Source organism: Marinobacter sp. es.048 (genome assembly GCF_900188435.1).
Lineage (GTDB): Bacteria > Pseudomonadota > Gammaproteobacteria > Pseudomonadales > Oleiphilaceae > Marinobacter.
On sequence record NZ_FYFA01000001.1, the window covers coordinates 468,429 to 487,717 of the forward strand.

At 58.9% G+C, this 19,289-nt stretch carries 19 protein-coding genes; 9 read left to right on the forward strand and 10 right to left on the reverse strand.

The features are described 5' to 3' along the window. Nucleotides 1-141: 141 nt before the first annotated feature. On the forward strand, nucleotides 142-996 hold the full coding sequence (locus tag CFT65_RS02235; RefSeq protein ID WP_088826414.1) for a translation initiation factor eIF-2B: 855 nt from the start codon (nucleotides 142-144) through the stop codon (nucleotides 994-996). On the opposite strand, the gene hrpB is transcribed toward CFT65_RS02235, so the two are convergent. The 6 genes from hrpB to CFT65_RS02265 form a co-directional block, all read right to left on the reverse strand. After that, on the reverse strand, nucleotides 950-3,430 hold the full coding sequence (gene hrpB, locus CFT65_RS02240; protein WP_088826415.1) for an ATP-dependent helicase HrpB: 2,481 nt from the start codon (nucleotides 3,428-3,430) through the stop codon (nucleotides 950-952). The two genes, CFT65_RS02235 and hrpB, sit on opposite strands and share 47 nt — an antisense overlap. A 22-nt stretch (nucleotides 3,431-3,452) precedes the next feature. After that, entirely contained in the window at nucleotides 3,453-4,124 is a 672-nt protein-coding gene (locus CFT65_RS02245; RefSeq protein WP_088826416.1) for an SCO family protein, read from the reverse strand. A gap of 8 nt (nucleotides 4,125-4,132) precedes the next feature. Then, on the reverse strand, nucleotides 4,133-5,053 hold the full coding sequence (cyoE, locus tag CFT65_RS02250; protein WP_088826417.1) for a heme o synthase: 921 nt from the start codon (nucleotides 5,051-5,053) through the stop codon (nucleotides 4,133-4,135). Beyond that, nucleotides 5,050-6,111, reverse strand: a complete 1,062-nt coding sequence (locus CFT65_RS02255; RefSeq protein ID WP_088826418.1) for a COX15/CtaA family protein — start codon at nucleotides 6,109-6,111, stop codon at nucleotides 5,050-5,052. The genes cyoE and CFT65_RS02255 overlap by 4 nt, the downstream gene beginning before the upstream one ends. A gap of 64 nt (nucleotides 6,112-6,175) precedes the next feature. Further along, nucleotides 6,176-6,814, reverse strand: a complete 639-nt coding sequence (locus CFT65_RS02260) for a hypothetical protein (RefSeq protein ID WP_088826419.1) — start codon at nucleotides 6,812-6,814, stop codon at nucleotides 6,176-6,178. Then, nucleotides 6,807-7,544 carry an SURF1 family protein gene (locus CFT65_RS02265; protein WP_088826420.1) on the reverse strand — a complete coding sequence of 246 codons (738 nt, stop codon included), beginning with the start codon at nucleotides 7,542-7,544 and terminating at the stop codon, nucleotides 6,807-6,809. The genes CFT65_RS02260 and CFT65_RS02265 overlap by 8 nt, the downstream gene beginning before the upstream one ends. 80 nt (nucleotides 7,545-7,624) lie before the next feature. On the opposite strand from CFT65_RS02265, the gene CFT65_RS02270 reads away from it, so the two are divergent. Then, nucleotides 7,625-7,828 carry a twin transmembrane helix small protein gene (locus tag CFT65_RS02270; protein ID WP_053113472.1) on the forward strand — a complete coding sequence of 68 codons (204 nt, stop codon included), beginning with the start codon at nucleotides 7,625-7,627 and terminating at the stop codon, nucleotides 7,826-7,828. A gap of 11 nt (nucleotides 7,829-7,839) precedes the next feature. Here the strand turns inward: CFT65_RS02270 and CFT65_RS02275 are convergent, their stop codons facing one another. From CFT65_RS02275 to coxB, 4 genes are read right to left on the reverse strand one after another with little or no spacing between them, the layout of a single operon-like run. Next, nucleotides 7,840-8,727, reverse strand: coding sequence for a cytochrome c oxidase subunit 3 (locus CFT65_RS02275; RefSeq protein ID WP_014578903.1), 888 nt, complete (start codon nucleotides 8,725-8,727; stop codon nucleotides 7,840-7,842). A 16-nt stretch (nucleotides 8,728-8,743) separates the two neighbouring features. Beyond that, on the reverse strand, nucleotides 8,744-9,346 hold the full coding sequence (locus tag CFT65_RS02280) for a cytochrome c oxidase assembly protein (protein WP_088826421.1): 603 nt from the start codon (nucleotides 9,344-9,346) through the stop codon (nucleotides 8,744-8,746). A gap of 15 nt (nucleotides 9,347-9,361) precedes the next feature. After that, a complete protein-coding gene (ctaD, locus tag CFT65_RS02285; protein ID WP_088826422.1) occupies nucleotides 9,362-10,945 on the reverse strand; it encodes a cytochrome c oxidase subunit I in 1,584 nt (527 codons plus the stop codon). Nucleotides 10,946-11,002: 57 nt separating this feature from the next. After that, a complete protein-coding gene (gene coxB, locus CFT65_RS02290; protein ID WP_088826423.1) occupies nucleotides 11,003-12,127 on the reverse strand; it encodes a cytochrome c oxidase subunit II in 1,125 nt (374 codons plus the stop codon). A 203-nt stretch (nucleotides 12,128-12,330) separates the two neighbouring features. On the opposite strand from coxB, the gene CFT65_RS02295 reads away from it, so the two are divergent. From CFT65_RS02295 to CFT65_RS02325, 7 genes are all read left to right on the forward strand, one after another. Beyond that, on the forward strand, nucleotides 12,331-13,659 hold the full coding sequence (locus CFT65_RS02295) for an MATE family efflux transporter (protein ID WP_088826424.1): 1,329 nt from the start codon (nucleotides 12,331-12,333) through the stop codon (nucleotides 13,657-13,659). Between the two features lie 206 nt (nucleotides 13,660-13,865). Continuing rightward, on the forward strand, nucleotides 13,866-14,516 hold the full coding sequence (locus tag CFT65_RS02300; RefSeq protein WP_008176713.1) for a hypothetical protein: 651 nt from the start codon (nucleotides 13,866-13,868) through the stop codon (nucleotides 14,514-14,516). Between the two features lie 16 nt (nucleotides 14,517-14,532). Beyond that, nucleotides 14,533-15,198, forward strand: a complete 666-nt coding sequence (locus CFT65_RS02305) for a methylamine utilization protein (RefSeq protein ID WP_088826425.1) — start codon at nucleotides 14,533-14,535, stop codon at nucleotides 15,196-15,198. Then, entirely contained in the window at nucleotides 15,198-17,552 is a 2,355-nt protein-coding gene (locus CFT65_RS02310) for a putative bifunctional diguanylate cyclase/phosphodiesterase (protein WP_088826426.1), read from the forward strand. The genes CFT65_RS02305 and CFT65_RS02310 overlap by 1 nt, the downstream gene beginning before the upstream one ends. Continuing rightward, entirely contained in the window at nucleotides 17,549-18,424 is an 876-nt protein-coding gene (locus CFT65_RS02315) for a DUF3034 family protein (RefSeq protein WP_088826427.1), read from the forward strand. Before CFT65_RS02310 ends, CFT65_RS02315 begins: the two co-directional genes overlap by 4 nt. A gap of 2 nt (nucleotides 18,425-18,426) precedes the next feature. Then, the gene (locus CFT65_RS02320) at nucleotides 18,427-18,876 is read left to right on the forward strand and encodes a group I truncated hemoglobin (RefSeq protein WP_088826428.1); all 450 of its coding nucleotides are present in this window, start codon (nucleotides 18,427-18,429) and stop codon (nucleotides 18,874-18,876) included. 16 nt (nucleotides 18,877-18,892) lie between these two features. Continuing rightward, complete coding sequence (locus CFT65_RS02325) at nucleotides 18,893-19,279, forward strand: DoxX family protein (protein WP_088826429.1); 387 nt, start codon at nucleotides 18,893-18,895, stop codon at nucleotides 19,277-19,279. The last annotated feature ends 10 nt before the right edge of the window (nucleotides 19,280-19,289 follow it).

A 19,289-nucleotide genomic window follows, 5' to 3' on the forward strand; every position in this document is an offset into this window, starting at 1 on the left:
GATACAGCGCACTCGAGGGATGAGTTGCGCGTATTTTATACAGGGTTTCCGCTCAGGCAAGTGGTATTTTCACTACTCAGGAATCAGGAAAACCCTTCCTGCTGCTACCCTTGAATCAGGCAAGGTAAAGAGGCAGACAAAATGCAGGGACTTGATTCCAGGGCACGGACTATTTTAGCGGGCGTGCGAGAAGACTTGCAGTCCGGCGCCACGCAGCTGGCACTGAATACCCTAGACGAACTCCTGTCCTACCTGGACGAGGTCGGGCCGGACGTCAAGATCCTTTCACGGCTGCTGGCGGAACTCCGGGCTGCCCGCCCGAATATGATCGTGATTGGCAATGCCCTGGCCATGATCGAGCAGCGGTTAGCCAGGGATCCGAATGCCGCACGACAGGCTCTCCTGGACACGCGGGATCAGTTACATAACGCCACCACCACCATTGCCCGGCACGCCCGAGAGCATTTGCCGAAAGCCCCCGTCATCATGACCCACAGTGCCAGCTCTGTGGTCCTGGCTATGTTCCAGAGCATGGCCGAGAACCAACAGCCCTTTTCCGTCATCTGCACCCAGAGCAGCCCGGGGTTTGAGGGTCACTCCCTGGCCCGTGCCCTGAATAAACTCTCCGTACCCGTCACGCTGATTACCGATGCCCAGATGGGACTGTTTGTTTCCAGGGCCGATGTGGTGATCACGGGGTGCGATACCTGGCTCGCCGATGGTTATTTTATCAACAAAAGCGGCACACACCTGTTGGCTCTGGCAGCCCGGGCCGCCGACACGCCCTTATGGGTCCTGGCAGACAGCTTCCGCAACAGCGACGCGGACTCCGGTTCGGTTGAGCTCGAGCAAATGCCGGTAGACGAACTCAACGCGCCTGAAGGGGAGTGGATAACCCCCCGAAACGTGTACTTTGAGTTGGTTCCACACTCTCTGGTCAGCCAGCGGATCAGCGAGCAGGGCGTTTTTTCGTGCCCTGCTGGGCCTCGGCGGTAAAGGGATCTTCCGGCCAGGGATGCTTGGGATACCGACCACGCATGTCCTTGCGCACCTCGGGGTAGGCGTTACGCCAGAAACTGGCCAGATCTGCGGTGACCGCCAATGGCCGCTGGGCGGGGGACAGCAGATGAATCACCACCGGCACCCGCCCGCCGGCGACGGCAGGGGTTTCAGTCCAGCCAAACAACGCCTGCAGCTTGGCCGCCAGAACCGGGCCATTGTCCGCGGTGTAGTCCAGACGCACCCGCTGGCCGGTCGGTATGGTCAGGTGCGTTGGCGCCAGAGTCTGGAGCTTCTGCTGAGTCGGGTAATCAATCAGGCTGTTAAGGGCCGCCAACAGGTCGATCCGGGCCAGATCGGACCAGCGGGTCATGCCAACCAGAAACGGTCCAAGCCAGTTCTCCAGATTTTCCAGCAAGGCCGCATCGCTTGTGTCCGGCCAGCCATCATCCGGGAAAGTTTCGGCTAGCAGCAGCGCACGGCCACGCCACTGGCGACTGTCATCGGTCCAGGGCAGGCTCTCCACTCCCTTTTTCCGGATGGCATTGATCAGACCTTGTTGAACCAGTTCCGGCTCCACGTGGGCAAGCGGATTCTCCTGCAGCACCAGTTCGCCAAGTTTACGGACACGCCTCGCCACGATCCTACCCTGGCTGTCGTCCCACAGTGCCTCTTCGATATCGTGGATATGCCCAGCCAGCTCCAGCTCCAGATCCGGAGTGTCCACCGGTGCTGCCAGGTAAATGGTGGCTTCCCTCGCCTTGCCATCCAGCTCGGCAGCCACCAACCAGTCGTGTCGGGCCAGAGGATCGTCTTCCCGCAGCACCGCACCCTTCCCATTGCTGAGCTGATACCTAGGGGCGTTACCGGGTCGCCGACGCGCGATACGATCCGGATAAGCCAGGGCCAGCAACCGCCCTACCTCCGTCTCTGAGGGCATTGGCGCGTCAGCCGGAGCCGGCCCGGAGAGCCGCTTGGCCGACTGACGCACGGCCTTCAGGCGGGCCACATCCAGCGTGCGATCACGTCGCTCGCCGTACAACACACGAATCCGCTCGTGCATATCCGCCCCGGCGCCGGGGCCCAGAAGATCCCGCTCTCCAAGCAGGGCAGCCAGTGCAGCTGCAGGCCCTCCGAGCCCGATAGAGCGGCCTGTCAGCACCATATGCGCCAGGCGCGGATGGATTCCCAGTTCACGGGCCGCTTTGCCGTGATCCGTTATAGCCCCGTCTGAATCGATCATATCCAGCCACTGCAACAAGGCCACCGCCTGTTGCCAATGGGCTGCCGGCGGTTCATCGATCCAGGCAACAGCGGCTGCGTCCCGGGCACCCCATTGGGCCAGCTCCAAAACCAGGGGCGCCAGATCGGCCTCCAGAATTTCCGGAGGCGTATAGTCCGCCAGTCGGAACTGTTCCGATTCGCTCCACAGGCGATAACAGATGCCCGGCTCAACCCGGCCAGCCCGGCCCTTGCGCTGTTCCGCCGAGGCCCTGGAGACTCGACCGGTCACCAGACGGGTCATGCCGCTGTTGGGATCAAACACCGCCCGGCGCTGCTGACCGCTGTCGATAACAACCCTGACCCCTTCAATGGTCAGACTGGTTTCGGCAAGGGCCGTGGCCAGCACTACCTTGCGTTGGCCTCCCGGAGCGGGTGAAATCGCCTGATCCTGCTGTTCCGATTTCAGGTTGCCGTAAAGTGGTGCAACCGTCACATGGTCCGGCAGGTTTCCCCGCAATTGCTGCTCCACCCGGCGTATTTCACCGGCGCCGGGCAGGAAAACCAGCAGGGAGCCGGTTTGATCTCCCAGTGCCTCCTGAATCACCGACGTGACCTGATCCACTATCCGGCCATTGCGGGGCAGCGGCCGGTAGCGAATAGCTACCGGGAATGTCCGCCCCTCGCTGGAAATTACCGGGACGTCTCCAAGCACCTTGGCGATGGGAGCGGTATCCAGGGTTGCCGACATCACCAGAAGCCGCAGATCCTCACGCAACGCCTGCTGGGATTCCCGCACCAGGGCCAGGCCAAGATCCGCCTGTAGCGAACGCTCGTGGAATTCATCAAAGATGACTGCCGCGAAGTCCTCCAGCATCGGATCGGCCTGGATCAACCGGGTCAGAATGCCCTCGGTCACTACTTCAATGCGGGTGGCGCCGGAAACCCGGGTGTCCAGCCGGGTGCGATAACCCACGGTCTGGCCGGGCTTCTCATCCAGTTGCCTGGCCATAAACCGGGCCGCGGATCGGGCCGCCAGGCGTCGGGGTTCCAGCATCAGGATCTTGCCGTCACCGCGCCAAGCGGCATCCAAAAGAGCTAGGGGGACACGAGTGGTTTTACCGGCACCTGGCGGGGCCTGCAACAACACAGTACTGGTTTGTTCCAGGACCTTGTCCAGCTCTGGAAGGATGGCGTCGATAGGGAGCATCGGGTTCCGGGTTTTTGAGGCTTTAGGAGCTCACCCGGTCACGATTGGCCTTCGCCCACTGGTAGATCCGCTCGAAGGCCTCGGCCAGGTTGTGCGGATTATGGGGCGGCTGGATCACGGCAGCGAGTTCGCCATCGGGGTTCAGCAGGGCGAAGTGGCCGCTGTGGTCCACCAGCAGTTCGCCATCGACCTGCCGGTGCACAAACACCGCGCTCAGGCTCTTGGCCAGGTCCCGGAGGGTATCGAGATCCCCGGTCAGGCCGTGGAAGTTCTCACCGAAGAAATCGGTGTAGGCTTTGAGTTTTTCCGGCGTATCGTGTTCCGGATCGGCGCTGACCAGCAGATAGTCAGGCTGGGGCAGTTCCTTCGACAGCAGCTTGTCGGTCTGGCGCAAATTGGCCATGGCTGCCGGGCAGATATCCGGGCAATTGGTATAGCCCACGAACGCAAATGTCCAACGCCCCCTAAGACTTTCCCGAGTGACCGTTTCACCGTTCTCATCCATCAACGTGAATTCCGCCAGCTGCCGGGGCTGGTCATAGACATAGGTGTTGAAATCCGTCAGCTCCGGCGCCGGAATCGGTTCCTCGTTGCCCACCAGGAACACCTGGCGGCCAACAACCAAGCCGAAGATCAGAACAATGATTAGCAGCAGGCAAAACAGCGTAAGGCGAATAGAGCTGGACGTTTTCATGGATCGACTCAGAAAAACACAAAATGATCCACAAGCAATACCACAAACAGGGCCATGAGGTAAGTGATGGAATACTTGAAGGTATTCAGGGCCACCCGCCGGTCATCCCCCTTCAACAGCCGCACGGCGTACTGCAGGAAGCGGAGGCCAAGGGCCAGGGCGCCGACCAGGTAAATCCCGCCGGACATGCCTGTGACAAAAGGTAGCAGACTGACCGCCAGCAACATCAGGGTGTAGAGCAGGATGTGAAGTTCGGTGAACTTGTTGCCATGGGTTACCGGCAGCATTGGAATACCCGCCTTGGCGTATTCTTCCTTACGGTGAATTGCCAGGGCCCAGAAATGGGGTGGCGTCCAGGCGAAGATGATGAGCACCAACAACAACGCATGGCCTTCAACCTGGCCAGTGACCGCGGTCCAGCCGAGTAGCGGCGGCATGGCGCCGGCCAGTCCGCCAATGGTGATGTTCTGGGGCGTGGCCCGCTTGAGGAACAGGGTATAGACACCGGCATAGCCGACCAGGGAGGCGAGGGTCAGCCAGGCGGTAAGGTGATTCACCTGCCACATCAGCACAGCCATACCAACACACGCAAGAATGGTCGCAAACAGAACAGCATCCAGGGGTGAAATCTTGCCTGTGGCCACCGGTCGCTTGCGGGTACGGGCCATAACCGTGTCGATTTTCTGGTCCACCACGTGGTTAACCACAGCCGCAGCGCCGGCCAGCAGGGCAATTCCGAGATTACCCCACACCAGCACGCCCCAGCCAGGTACTCCAGGGGCTGCCAGCAGCATGCCGATCACCGAGGTGAGTATCATCAGCGCTACCACCCGAGGCTTGGTCAGCTCCAGGTAGTCACGCCAGGAAATGGTTGTTCTGGAGTCGCTCGCAATTGCCTGGGCCGGCAGCGCTTCCACTTGCTCGCTCATGCCGTAACCTCCTGGTTCATTGTTGTTGTGTGTGTTGCCGGGATGCTATGTGGTTTGAGTAATAGCTGATGCCGCCAGATCAGGTGAATGACTGACAGAAGCAGACCTGCGCCCATGGCGTTGTGGGCCACGGCGATGGACAGGGGAATATGGAAAATCACGTTGGCCAGACCCAACAGGATCTGAACACCCAGCAGGACCGCCACCAGCCGGATGGCGTTATCCAGGCGGGAATCACCACGTCGCCGCCACATCAACGCCAGTAAAGCGGTGAAATAGACCAGCACCAGCATGGCACCGAGCCTGTGAGTGACATGAATGGCCACCCGGCCATCCGCCGTCAGCTGGCCACCCAGGTAGTTCGGACCCACGTGCTGGGTCACGTCAAAGCCGTGCCGAAAATCCATGCCCTCAGGCCACCACTGGCCCTGACAGGTAGGCAGATCGGTACAGGCAACGGCCGCGTAGTTGGCTGCTGTCCAGGCCCCCAGGGCGATCTGCATCACCACTAACAGCAGCCCGCCATAGAGCCAGGGCCGAAAACCGGACAGGGCATTGGATGGCGGGGGCTCCCGATCCTTTGTCTGCCTGGCCTGACGTCGCAGCCTGAAGGCCAGCAGCGTCAGGAGACTCAGTGTTGTAAAGCCGCCGAGCAAGTGCAGCGCCACCACCTGGGGCCACAATTTCAGGGTCACCGTCCACATGCCGAAAGCGCCCTGAAGAATGATGAAACCGGCGATAAACAAAGGCAGCTTTACCGGAACACCCTGGCGCCGGTTACGAACCGCGTAGGCTGCCAGGCCGAACACCACCAGCCCCAAGGTGCCGGCGGCGTAACGGTGGATCATTTCGGGCCAGCCTTTCTGCACATCCACCGGCGTATCGGGAAAACGGGCATTCGCGATGGCAATATTCGATTCGCTCTGAGGCACCGTGAGAAAACCATAGCACCCGGGCCAGTCAGGACACCCCAGCCCCGCGTGCACCAGACGGGTCCAGGCACCCAGCATGATCACGACAACCGCCAGCAAAACGGCAAAAGTCGCCCATTTTGCCATCTTGTGGGCCGCCGTGGATGGGGAAACAGGTGACTGATTCAAGTCTGACTCTCCGCTCTGGCCATTAACCGATCTGTGACAGTTTGAGCAGGTGTTTCAGGTCCTCCAGCATATCCTTGCCGGTATGCTCGGAACCGTAATGCATCATTACATTACCGAACGGATCAACCAGAAGGATGCGCGGCTCCGCTTCCGGATTGATACCTGATGGCCAGTCAGGCCGGGTACCCGCCGCAGGAACAAGACGCTCCATGGAGCTGTATTCGGCAGACCACCGCGCCTGCAGATCGGAGGGCACACTTCCCAATGCGGCAGCCCTTGAGACTCGGTTGGCGTTCTTGCCAAGGGCGATATTCACCTGCCTGGCCAGATAGAGCAGCTCTTCACACTGACTACCACACTGGCCGGCGGCCACAATCATAAGCCAGTCCGGATCGATTTTGTCCGGGCCAAAGCGTTCTGCCAGAGGGGTACCGGAAGCCGTTTCGAGATTGAGCGTTGAGACCGGAGCCACTGGCTGAAGCAAAACGCCGTTATTGGTGTGGCCGGCCGGGTTCAGCCAGCCGGTGTAAAACATGATGGTTGCGACAATCATCGGGCCAAAACCCAGCGCAAACAGCAGGAACGCCGTACGGCGACCGCGACGGGCCTGCTCTGGTGTGGGCCCTTCGTTCTGTTCCTGGCCGGATATCCGGTTAGCCATTGTCATTGTCATTATTGGCTCCTGTCTTTCGGTAACTCGCCACTATAGTCAATATAGTCAGCGCCACGGCCAGCGCAAACCATTGCGTGGCATATCCGTAATGGGTTTGTGGCCCCATCAGGTCCGGTTCCCAGTCAGCCCGGTAAGCGCCCGGTTGCCGATTGCCGGCAAGTCGTACTATTTTGTCGGGAAAATCCGGAATCTCCTTTCGAGCGGCCTCCTCCGACAGACTCTGTACCCGCCGGGGCCACTGACCGCCTGCCTCTGGCTGATCCACCAGCACCGGCGGCACTGGATAATCACTGATCCGTCCTTTCAGGGTAAAAATCCCTTCCGGCGTTTCCAGCTGCGGGAGCTGATCCCGGGTTCGCGGAGCCTGAACCCAACCGCGATTGACCACCACCGGCGGCCCCTCCAGAGGACGAAACTCTGTCAGGACTTCATAACCCGGGATGCCATCACGGGTCCGGTTATCCAGGAGCCAGTTTCGGCTTCCGTACATTCCCGTCAGTGTCAGAGGCCGACCACGGGTCAGATCACCGGACACCATATCCTGCCAGGCCCGGTTTTCCGCTTCCTGCTGCCACTGGTCCAGCAGAAGCTGTTTTTCTTCCGCCCGATTCAGCTGCCAGACACCGAGGCCTATAAGTATGGGCAGGAAGACGCCACTGAACACCAGCAATCGCCAGTCAAAGTGCCATTGACGGTGTTGGCCCTGCGAATCAGACATGCTCTGCTATAGTGACCTCAACGGGTCTGGAACCTGTTTCTGCCCGTACATTCACTGCACCAACAAAAACAGGAACTCCCATGCTCAAGGGCTTTATCGTTTTTTTGATGCTTGCCGTCGTGGTGAGTCTGTTCAGTGGCCTGTTCTTTCTCATCAAGGATGGCGGCAAAACCAACCGGGTGGTGAACTCCCTGGCGGTACGGGTCACACTCAGCATACTGCTCCTGGCGGTCATTCTGATTGCGCTTTGGCAGGGCGCCCTGACATTGAACCCGACGCCCTGATCAGCCTTTTTTCAGAGAATGTAGACAAAGACAAAGAGACCAAGCCACACCACGTCCACAAAGTGCCAGTACCAGGCCGCCGCTTCAAACCCGAAGTGATTATCGGCCGTGAAGTGGCCTTTGTTTATGCGAATCAGCATGATGATCAACATCAGTGACCCTAGAATCACATGCGCCCCGTGGAAGCCTGTCAGCATGAAGAAGGTGCTGCCGTAGATCCCGGACTGCAGAGTCAGGTCGAGGTCCTGGTAGGCGTGCATGTACTCGTAGCCCTGTACAAACACGAACACGATGGCCAGCGCGATTGTCAGGGCGAGCCAGAGCTTGGTTTTCGCCCGATTGCCGGCCTTCAGGGCATGGTGAGCCACGGTTACCGTGAAGGAAGATGTCACCAGCAGAATGGTATTCATTAACGGCAGGCCCCAGGCACTGATGACCTCTTTGGGTCCGGGGTAGGCCTCCGGGCTAGGGTTATTGATGAGAGGCCAGCTCGACTGAAAGCCTTCCCACAGCATGTTGGAGGAACCCCGGTCGCCCTCGCCACCCAGCCAGGGCACAGCGAATACTCGAACGTAAAACAGGGCCCCGAAAAACGCGGCGAAGAACATCACTTCCGAGAAAATAAACCAACTCATGCCCCAGCGGAAAGAACGATCCATCTGCGGACTGTACAGCCCGGCCCGGCTTTCCTTGATGACGTTCCCGAACCAGCCGAACAACATGTACGCCATGATGATGGCGCCAATCATGAACATGATCCAGGCACCGGTGGTGCTCTCGCCCTGCTTGCCGTTGACCATGATGGCCGCAACCCCATAGAGGGTCACGCCGAGGCCAACCGTCGCAATGATGGGCCACTTGCTCTGTTCCGGAACGTAATAGGTCTGGTTTTCCGCCATGACAGTCTCCGATGGCTTATCCGTTATCGTTTGTTGTTGTGTCTTTCCGGGAAGTTTGCGTTACCGCCGGCTGCATGCCCTGATCGTAAAGCGTATAGGACAGGGTGAGTTTCGTGATGTGCGCCGGCAGGTCTTTATCGACGATAAAAATCAGGGGCATTTCAGTGCTTTCGCCGGCTTCAAGCGGTTGCTGGTTGAAACAGAAGCACTCGGTCTTGTGGAAGTAGAGCGTGCCTTCTGAGGGCGCAAGGCTGGGAACCGCCTGCCCGACCATCGGCTCGGCCGTGGGGTTCTCGGCATAGAAGTTCACCGTCGTCGGCTCCCCGGGGTGCACATCAACAGAACGCACGACCGGGCGAAACTTCCACGTCATTCCCGGGCCATTGGAAGCGAGAAACTGTACTTTCACCGTCCGAGTCATGTCCGCTTCGGCCACCTCGGTGGATTCGTATCGCCCACCGGTCTTGCCGTTGATCCCGGTAATCTCGCAGAACACGTCGTACAGGGGCACCATGGCAAATCCAAAGGCGAACATGCCGACCACGCTGGCCATGCACCAGCCCACGACCCGGGCGTTGCTCCGGGGCGCGACTGCCTTTTTTGCCTGCTGATCCGCCATGGCCACGTACTCCGGTTACTTCACTTCCGGTGGTGTCGCAAAGGTGTGGTAAGGCGCTGGTGAGGGCACGGTCCACTCCAGTCCTTCAGCACCATCCCAGGGCTGCGCAGCAGCCTTTTTGCCACCCTTGACGCATTTGATCACGATCAGCAGGAACAACAGCTGGGTGGCACCGAACATGAAGGCGCCAACGCTTGAAACCATGTTGAAATCGGCAAACTGCAGGGCATAGTCCGGAATCCGACGCGGCATGCCGGCCAGGCCCAGGAAGTGCATCGGGAAGAACGCCAGGTTCATGCCGATAAAGGACAGCCAGAAATGGGTCTTGGCAAGGGTTTCGTCATACATGTGGCCGGTCCATTTGGGCAGCCAGAAGTAAGCCGAAGCAAAGATCCCGAAGATGGCACCCGGCACCAGCACGTAGTGGAAGTGGGCAACCACGAAGTAGGTATCGTGGTACTGGAAGTCAGCCGGGGCAATGGCCAGCATCAGACCGGAGAAGCCGCCAATGGTGAACAGAATAACGAACGCCACGGCAAACAGCATCGGTGCTTCGAAGGTGAGGGAGCCTCGGAACATGGTAGCCACCCAGTTGAACACTTTCACCCCGGTGGGCACCGCGATCAGCATGGTGGCGTACATGAAGAACAGCTGGCCAACAATGGGAATCCCTACGGTGAACATGTGGTGCGCCCAGACCACGAAGGAAAGCAGGGCGATGGCACCGACCGCATAGACCATGGAGGCGTAGCCAAACAGAGGCTTGCGGGAGAATGCCGGAATGATATGGGACACTGCCCCGAAAGCCGGCAGGATCATGATGTACACCTCGGGATGCCCGAAGAACCAGAACACATGCTGGAACAGCACCGGGTCGCCACCGCCGGAGGCATCAAAGAAACTGGTGCCGAAGTTAATGTCCATCAGCATCATGGTAACCACACCAGCCAAGACCGGCATAACCGCAATCAACAGGAACGCGGTGATCAGCCAGGTCCAGACGAAGAGGGGCATCTTCATCAGGGTCATGCCCGGCGCCCGTAGGTTCAGGATGGTGGCGATCACGTTGATCGCGCCCATGATCGAGGAAATACCCATGATATGGACAGCAAAGATGAAGAAGGTAGTACTGGGTGGCCCGTAGGTCGTCGACAGGGGCGCATAGAAAGTCCAGCCGAAATTGGGCGCGCCACCTTCCATGAACAGCGTGGAAACCAGGATCAGGAAGGCGCAGGGCAGCAGCCAGAAACTCCAGTTATTCATCCTTGGAAGGGCCATGTCCGGCGCGCCGATCATCAGCGGAATCATCCAGTTTGCCAGGCCGACAAAGGCCGGCATGACCGCACCGAAGACCATGATCAGGCCATGCATGGTAGTCATCTGGTTGAAGAATTCCGGCTGCACAATCTGCAGCCCGGGCTGGAACAGCTCAGCCCGGATCACCATGGCCATGGTTCCACCCAACAGGAACATGGCGAAACTGAATATCAGGTACATTGTCCCGATATCCTTGTGGTTTGTGGTCAGCAGCCATCGACTGATGCCTTTTGCCGGGCCGTGATGATGATCCTGGGCGTGGGTATCTGCAACCGCACTCATGAAAACCCCCGTTACCGCCATTTATTGTGGCTGGTGATATCTGTTATCTGGCGTTGATTACTGCTGGTTCTTGTAATCAAAAATTTCTTTCGGAGTGACCATTTCACCGGTGTTGTTACCCCAGGCGTTCCGCTCGTAGGTAATCACCGCCGCCAGGTCCACTTCGCTCAGCTGGTTGCCGAAAGCCTGCATGGCCGTACCGGACTTGCCGTTCACAACGATGTCTATGTGAGCCGCCATGTCCTGGGTTGCAATGGGACTGCCCTTCAGCGCCGGGAACGCCGGTGGCGCACCGCTGCCGTCGGCCTGGTGGCAGGCAGCACAAGCGGTCTGATAGGCTTTTTCGCCCCGTTCCATCAGCTCGGCCATGGTCCAGTCTTTCTGGGTCAACTGGCGCTCGCGCTCGGCAGCTTCCTTCTTCTCCGCAACCCAGGCGTTGTACTCCTCCTCGGGAACCGCCTCGACAACCACCGGCATGAAGCCATGATCCTTGCCACACAGCTCCGTGCACTGACCGCGGTAAATGCCGGGCTTGTCGACACGGGTCCAGGTCTCGTTGATGAAGCCCGGAATCGCATCTTTCTTGACGCCAAAGTCCGGCACCCACCAGGAGTGGATAACATCGTTCGCCGTTACCAGAAAACGAATCTTTTTCCCGACCGGAATCACCAGGTGGTTATCCACCTCCAGGAGGTAGTTTTCGCCTTTGGCCTGTCGGTTCTCAATCTGGTCTCGGGGCGTCGCCAGGTTGGAAAAGTAACCAAAATCTTCATTGATATATTCGTATTGCCACTTCCACTGATACCCGGTGATCTTGATGTCCACCTCCGATTCGGAGGTGTCATACATGTCGACCAAGGTCGCCGTGGCAGGAATCGCCATAACAACGAGGATCACAAACGGTATGATGGTCCAGAGGATTTCTACCAGAGTGTTTTCGTGAAAGTTGGCCGGTTTGGCGCCTTGGGACTTCCGATGGGCAAAAATGGACCAGAACATGACTCCGAAGACCACGACGCCAATGACGACGCAAATCCAGAGTATGGTCATGTGAAGGCTGAAAATTTCATTACTGGTGCCGGTCACCCCCGGGGTCATGTTCAGTGTCCAGTCCGCCATGGACCAGGCGGGGAACATCAGACCGCCTAAAAGGGCACCTGCCCGCTGAGCGTGCACGCGCATACTGTGTCTCCACAGAGTGTTATTCTTGTCGGATTTTGCGTTATCCCACCGGTCTCACTGGCGCTCGCATACACCGGAAAGACCAGAGTGGAAGCCTGCTTACGGATACCTCACTTTCGAGTATAGACACAGATCAAAAAAAGACTAAAAAATCGGCTAAATCCAAAAAAGCTAACTACGGACTTTTAAGACTTAAAAAGAATATGACTTTTAAACTGCCGGCAACCGACCGGCGCCTCTGGGCTCTGGCCTGGCCGTTGATGCTCACCAACCTCACTGTTCCTCTGCTAGGACTGGTGGATACAGCCGTGCTCGGCCACCTGGAAAGTCCCGAATTTTTGGGCGCCGTCGCCGTTGGTGCCAATTTGTTCAGCATTCTGTACTGGACGTTTGGCTTCATGCGGATGGGCACGACCGGCCTGGCGGCCCAGGCATGGGGCAAGCGGGACAGCTTCAGCCAGGTGGCATTGCTGCTGCGGTCGGTGCTGCTGGCAACCGGTATCGGCCTGCTACTGATTCTGTTTCACCAGCCGCTGATCCAGACAGGACTGACGCTGATGAATCCCAGTGAAAACGTTACCGAACTGGCCGCAGAGTACGCGGCTATCCGGATCTGGAGCGCGCCGGCGGTGTTGTGTCAGTACACCCTGGTTGGCTGGCTGATCGGAACCCAGTTTCCCAGGGGCCCTATGATCATGCTGATTGCAGCCAACGGCGTGAACATCGTTCTGGACATACTGTTTGTTACCGTGCTTGGCTGGAACAGCCGCGGCGTGGCCATCGCCACGGTGATCGCCGAGTATGGTGCCGCCACAATCGGATTCCTGATTGTGTTAAGCCGGATGCCCGAAGGTCAGACACTCACCCGGGCCCTGTTCGGTAAGCTGGAAGATTACCTGAAGATCCTCCGGGTGAACCGCTACATCATGGTACGCACTATCGCCCTTTTGCTGGTGCTGGCATTCTTTACTGCCCAGGGTGCACGCCAGGGAGACACCATCCTTGCGGCGAATGCGGTTCTGATCACCTTTTTGCTCCTGATTTCCAATGCCCTGGACGGTTTTGCCAATGCTGCCGAGGCGCTGATTGGCGAAGCCATTGGCAAGGGCAGCCGGCACCGATTCCGGGTGGTCTTTCGCAGTGCCCTGAGATGGTCACTTTGGGGAGCTCTGTTGCTCACTATTGTTTTTGTCGCCGGCGGACACTGGCTGATTGCGCTGCTGACCGGTATCGAAGAGGTGAGGGCCACCGCGTGGCGCTACCTGCCCTGGCTCTGGCTGCTACCGTTTGCCGCAGTGTGGGGTTTCCTTCTGGATGGCGTCTTTATCGGGGCAACCCGGACCCGGGACATGCAGAACACCATGCTGTTTTCGGCCTTGGCCGTGTTTGCACCGGTATGGTGGCTGACCACGGGCTGGGGCAATCACGGGCTCTGGTTTGCGCTGATCTCCCTTATGGTGGCGCGGGCCCTGAGCATGGGATGGCTGTGCTGGTCCCACACCAGAAACGATCGTTGGTTTCAGAGCCAATGACGCAGATTCAATCTGTAACATTACAGCCGGGCATTTTCACCACAGCGGAAAAGCAGTCGCAAAAATCTCGGCTACACTTGTCTGAACAGGCAGGCACGATGTGGTAGCCAGCCCTCCTCTCCTGCCCGGGAACTCGTTGCTATCAGTTGCTAACAACGGGAGGCGCCTTGCGACCTCAATTCGTTCAGACATCGGCTTCTCCTGAAATGACACCACAGGTAGTCCTTGAGATTATTGACCAGGCGCGGCGCAAGGAAGCCCGCTCCGGGACCTTCCTCCGACAGCTTCACGAAAAGGTTGCCGCGCTCCCGTCTGCGGTCACTATTGAGGGGTATCAGCCCGCCACCTGCCTGTTCCAGTTCGTAGTTGAGTACATCGAAATGGCACCAAGGCTGATCGAATGCGTTGAAGCCTGTGCCCGTGAAGCCGGCAAAGCCGATCTGTTTGAGCCCTTTGTGAATGCCGCCATCCGGTATTTCACCCAGCCATCAGCGCTCCTGGTGCGCTATGACGGTCTCGATGGACTGCTGATCCGCGCCTACCTTTGCCATCGTTTGATGGAAGAAATGTACGAAAACAACCGTTGTACCCGGGCCAGCGAAATCGTGGATATGGAAGCAACTCGTGCTAATCTTCTGGCTCATCAGCTTATCGGCGAGCCCTTTGCCAACGAGCTGGACGACTCCATCACCGTAACCGTGTTGCAGATAGCAGGCACGCCGGACTACTACGAACTCAACCTCGACCCGTTTGTCGAGCAGGTGAACAACGCCGCCTGGGACTGGATGCGGCATTACTGGGAAAATCTGCTGGTAAGGAACCACATTCGATTTTCTCTCGGGTCCGGCCTGGCCTGACAGGTTCAGAGGCTTAATGAGAGTATCAGTGATTGCAGTAATGGCGGCCCTGTTGATAACCGCCATGCCAACGATAGCCAACGCGTATAATCTGTCAGTAACCGTTACCGTGAATGGCAGTAACGAGCCCGTCGCCAATGCCGTGGTTTCCGTAGACAGCGCCGAGCAGGCAGCCCCGGTTTCTGCCGAGATCTACCAGAAAAACCGGGCCTTTCACCCCCACGTTCTGGTCATTCCCGTCGGCTCCAGCGTGGATTTTCCGAATCGCGACAATACCCAACACCATGTCTATTCATTCTCGCCGGCGAAAACCTTCAACATCGAGCTTTACGCCGACCGTCCTGCGGCACCGATCCTGTTCGATAAACCCGGCATTGTAGAGCTGGGGTGCAACATACACGATCACATGCAGGGCTTTGTGATCGTTACCGACACTGCCGCCGTGGGTGAGACAGATGCTTCTGGCCAGGTGACCCTGTCTATCGACCCCAAGGGCACCGAAGGCAGCCAGGACAAGATGGTACTTGAGATCTGGCACCCACGTCTTCCCGACAACACCCGCCCGGTAACCCGGGAGATTGAACGCGGCAGTGAGCCGGCGATCGTGACCCTGGACCTTGAACCCGAGCCGGCCACCGAGGGCTCGCTGGACCGCCTCCAGCAACGCTTCCAGGAGCTCTGATGGCTGTAGCGTCCCGTCTCGGATTCCGTGGCCGGCTCATTGCCGCGATGATCTCGCTGGTCGCCCTCGTCAGCCTGGTGATCGTTGCCCTGCTGATGGTTTACCTGTTCGAGGATGAAAAAAGCAGGGCACAGGAACAGCTCACCATCGGGGAGCGACTGACCAACGAAGTCATTGACCGGCGCACGGAACTGGAGCTGTCCCGACTCAGTGTCGTGGTGCAGGATTTCGGTTTCCGCTCAGCCATCGCCAGCCGTGACCCAGCAACCATCGACAGCGCGCTTGAGAACCACAGCGGCAGGGTTGGTGCAGACTTTGCTCTGCTGCTGGACAGCCAGGGTGAGCCCATGGCCTCGACCCTGAAACGCCCGTTTCCTGAAATAACCCCCGAACAGCTGACAAGCACCCGACGCAACGGGTTCACGCGGTCACTGCGCGCGATTGAAGACAAGGGTTACGAGGTTCTGACAATCCCGATCGAGGCACCCGGGTTGCGGGCCTGGCTGGTCACCGGTTTTGCCCTGGACCAATCCCTGGCGGAAGTAATCGCCAGGCTCAGCGGGACTTCGGTGATCTTCCGGGCGAGATCTGACGAGACAGGAAGCATGAGCAGTTTTGCCGCCACCACCAGCATTGACGACAACCTGGAACAGGAGCTGGCTGAGGCATCCGGCGACGCCAGATTTATCGAAGGCGCCGGCTACTTCACCCGCATTACAAACCTGGGCGAATCGGATCCCGCCGCCATCCAGGCGGTGCTGTTGATCAGTCGTGATGCCGCGCTGCAGAACTATTACCAACGAGCCGTGGAAATCGCCCTTCTGGTGACTGCCATCCTGATTTTCGCCATTCTGCTGGCGCTGGTCATCGCCCGGAATCTGGGGCGTCCGGTATTGCAGCTGGCACGCTACGCCCGGGCCATCGGGGAGGGCAATACCCCCCAAGCACCTGCGATCCGGGCCGGCGGGGAGCTGACCCAGCTCCGGAACGCTCTGCGAGACATGCTGTCCGGTCTTCGGGAACGGGAAGCCCAGATACGCTATGCGGCGACCCATGATGACGTTACCGGGCTTGGCAACCGAAACGCATTGATGCAGGCGGCCACCGAGATGTTTAACCAGAGTGGACAAGGTACTCTGGTGGGGATCCGACTGAATGACCTCTCCGATATCAACGATACTCTGGGCCTGGAATTTGGCGACAAGGTGCTTATCGGTATTGCAAAACGTCTGCAGAAAGAACTCCCGGATGCCCGGATCCTTGCCCGCACCGGCGGCGGAGAATTCCTGGCCCTGATTCCCCCATTACCTTCGGAGAAAGGTAGCCACAGGATCAGGCAGCTTCACGACTTGATTGAATCCCCGCTACAGGTGGACCAGACTCCCTTCTCCTTGCGCGTCACTATCGTGACCATGGAACTGCCGGAGGACGCCGCCGATACCAACGCCCTGCGTCGAAGACTGAACCTCACCTTCGAGCAGGCCGAAGCACACCCTGAACCTTTCACGCGATACCAGCCAGGGCAGGATGAGAGCCACCTCAGGGAGCTGAAACTGATCACCGACCTGCACGCCGCCATCCTGAACAACGGCCTGCACATGAACTACCAGCCAAAACTGGACAGCCAGACCGGCGAACTGGTGCAGGTAGAAGCCCTGGTTCGGTGGATTCACCCGGAACTGGGCTTCATTTCCCCGGAAGAGTTCATCTTTCTTGCCGAACAGTCGGGACAGATCCATGATCTTACGGCCCATATACTGGAACGGGTCGCCAGCGATGCCCGACGTTGGCATGACCAGGGTGTCGATGCGGGCGTCGCCATCAACCTCTCCGCCATGGACCTGACCTGGCCCGCCCTGACCCGGCATATCACCGATACCTTCCACGGTTGGCACCATGATCTGGAGCGAGTCACTCTGGAAGTCACCGAAAGTGCCCTGATGGAAGACCCGGAAGAGGCCATGGCCACGCTGAATCAGCTACGCGATCTCGGCGTGACCCTTTCCGTAGATGACTTCGGAACCGGCTATTCCTCCCTCTCCCAGCTGCGCAAGCTGCCGGTACAGGAGCTGAAAATCGATAAGTCGTTCGTGCTGAAGCTGGATACCGAGCCCCAGGACCAACTGATTGTAAGGTCCACCATTGATATGGCTCACGGCCTGGGACTGAAAGTTGTGGCCGAAGGGATCGAGAACCTGGAGGCCTGGCGCCTCCTGCAGCGTTGGGGCTGCAACCTGGCCCAGGGTTTTTACCTGAGCCTTCCGGTCGCACCGGAAGACCTGCCTGAGACTGCCCGTTCCCTGGCCGACCGCAAAGGGGAGCTGACCCAACCCAACCCGGAGTATTCAGAATGATAAAAAGACGTCTGATGACACTGACCATGGCGCTTCTGGCAGCACCGGCCGCCATGGCCGACATCGGCAGCCGGATCTGGGCGACCGGAGGCGTCACCACCATTGAGGGCAGTGCCGGCGGGGGGCTGGTACCCTGGGCCCTGCTGGGCAGCTACGCCAGCGACGAGGAGTGGGGCGGCACCCTGGCACTGAGCCGGGCCGAAGTGGACGATTACTCGCTCTCGGTCACCGGTGCCGGCCTGAACTGGAATAACCGCCTGGAGCTCACCGTGGCGCGGCAGACCCTGGATCTGGACAGCCTCGTGTTTACCCTGAAAGACGGCTTCGGCCTGGAACAGGACGAGCTGAACCAGGATATTTTCGGCGCCAAGGTCCGGCTTGCCGGTGATGTGTTGTACAGTCCGTGGGGCCAGTGGTCTGCGGGCCTGCAGTACAAGCGCCAGCGTGATTTCACCGTGCCTTCGGCAATCGGTGCCCGGGACGACAGTGGCACCGATGTGTATGTCAGTGGCAGCAAGCTGTTTTTCGCCGCCGTGATGGAGCGCAACCTGCTGGCAAACCTGACCGCGCGGGCAACCCGGGCCAATCAGGGCGGCCTGCTGGGCTTTGGCGGTGACCGTAACAACAGCCACGAACTGATGATGGAGGGCAGCGTCGGGCTTTTCCTGAATCGTCAGTGGCTGGTAGGCGCCGAATACCGGCAGAAGCCGGACAACCTGAGCTTTGCCACCGAAGACGACTGGTGGGACCTGTTTGTCGCCTGGGTTCCGGACCGTCGCCTGGCGGTCACAGGCGCTCTGGTCAACCTGGGTGACGTTGCCACACTGGAAGACCAGCAAGGTCTGTATCTGTCGCTGCAGGGGAGTTTCTGAACATGGGCCTTACCAATCGCTACCCCACGCTTTCCGCCCTGTTGATCGCGCTGGCACTGGTGCTCGGTGGCTGCCAGAGCCTGAATACCGAACCCGAAAACAGTCTGTATCAGCAGCTCGGTGAGCGGGAAGGCATCGCAAACGTGGTGGAAGACCTGCTTTACCTGATCGTTGACGACGAACGCATCAACCAGCAGTTCAAGGGCGTTGATGTCGCTCAGCTCCATCACAACCTGACGGATCAGCTGTGCGAGCTCAGTGGCGGGCCCTGTGCCTACACCGGGCGGGAGATGCGCGAACTGCACTCCGACATGGCCGTCACCAACACCCAATTCAATGCCCTGGCCGAGAACCTGATTCTGGCCATGGAGCAGAACGACATCTCCACCGGCGCCCAGAACCGGCTGATCAAACGGCTGTTGCCGCTGTATCCTGACATTCGCAATCTTTAAAACGGAGACCTGTACCTTGCTCGAAAACGCTGATCTGGGAAAACTGATTATCCGCCTGACTCTGGGCGGGCTGATGCTGTTCCACGGCATTGCCAAACTGCTTAACGGTGTTGGTTTTATCGAAGGCGAACTGGCCAGCCACGGCCTGCCTACCTTTCTTGCCTACGGAGTATTTGTCGGCGAAATCATCGCGCCCCTTATGGTCGTTCTTGGCTACCAGACCCGGATCGGAGCACTGCTGATTGTTTTCAACATGTTGTTTGCCATCATCCTGGTCCATGGCAACGATCTCCTGAGCCTTGGACGCAGTGGCGGCTGGGCTCTGGAACTGCAGGGCTTCTTCCTGTTTACCGCCGTGGCAGTATTCTTCCTCGGCCCAGGCCGGTACAAGCTGAAGAACTGATAATCAAAGG